The sequence below is a fragment of the Azospirillum sp. B506 genome, from assembly GCF_000333595.1.
GTDB lineage: Bacteria > Pseudomonadota > Alphaproteobacteria > Azospirillales > Azospirillaceae > Azospirillum.
In genome coordinates, this window is sequence record NZ_BADK01000966.1 from 1 (window position 1) to 1,004 (window position 1,004).

The window sequence follows — 1,004 nt, forward strand, 5'->3', positions numbered from 1 at the left end:
CGCCATCCGGGCGGGGCACATCCCCTATGTTGTCACCTACAGCCCCCGGCCGGACAGCCCGCACCCTTGGGTCGGCTTTGACAACCGGCAGGCCTTTCCACGGCATCGCCCCCCATCTGCTCGACCTGGGCCACGAAACCATCGGGGTCATCATCCAGCCGACGGCCGGCAACGACCGCGTCGCCGCCCGCCTGGACGGGGTGCGCGGGGCGCTGGCCGAATGCGGCCTCGCCGTCCGCCCGCAGCATCTGTGCGAAGGGGAGTGGAGCATCGATTTCGGCCGGCAGAGCGTGCGCGCGATGCTGGCGACCGATCCGGCGCCGACCGCGGTGATCTGCGGCAACGATTATCTCGCCATCGGCGCCCTGCTGGAGGCGCGGGCGATGGGGCTGTCGGTGCCGCGGGATCTCAGCATCACCGGCTTCGACGACATCGCCATCAGCCGTCAGCTCGATCCGCCGCTGACCACCATGCACATCGACAATCACGAGATCGGCCGGCGGGCCGCCGACTATCTGCTCGCCTGCCTGGAGGGCGGCCAGCCGGCGGCGCTGCCGCCACTGGTGCCGACCCTGATCCGCCGCGGCACGACGGCGCCTCCGGGCCTGGGCTGAAGGCGCCGGAACACCGCCGGCCGGCCGCCGGGATGGCCGCCGGCCTTCAAGCCATGAGGCTCCAGGCCCAAAGGCGGCCCACCGTCAGGCGGCACGGATCTCCGCCAGGAACGCCTCAAGCTCGCGCTTCAGCAGGGCCGCATCGGTCGCCAGCGTGTCGGCGGACTGCTTGACCTGACCGGCGGCAACCCCGCTCTCCCGCTCGGCCTTCTGGATGTCGACCACGCTGTGCGAGACCTCGTTGGTGCCGATGGCGGCCTGCTGCGCGTTGCGGCTGATCTCATCGGTCGCCGCACTCTGCTGTTCGACCGAGGCGGCCATTTCCGCAGCGGACTGGTCGATATGCTCGACCTGACCGATGATGCCGCGCATCGCTTCCACCGTCCGGTC

Annotated in this window: 1 protein-coding gene and 1 pseudogene; one reads left to right on the top strand and one right to left on the bottom strand. The window is 70.8% G+C overall.

The window, feature by feature from the left end; all coding sequences use genetic code 11:
* The first annotated feature begins 77 nt into the window (after positions 1–77).
* A complete protein-coding gene (locus I71_RS29920; RefSeq protein WP_244434143.1) occupies positions 78–614 on the top strand; it encodes a substrate-binding domain-containing protein in 537 nt (178 codons plus the stop codon).
* Positions 615–698: 84 nt separating this feature from the next.
* Here the strand turns inward: I71_RS29920 and I71_RS29925 are convergent.
* Positions 699–1,004, bottom strand: a pseudogene (locus I71_RS29925) (methyl-accepting chemotaxis protein); the annotation flags it as partial.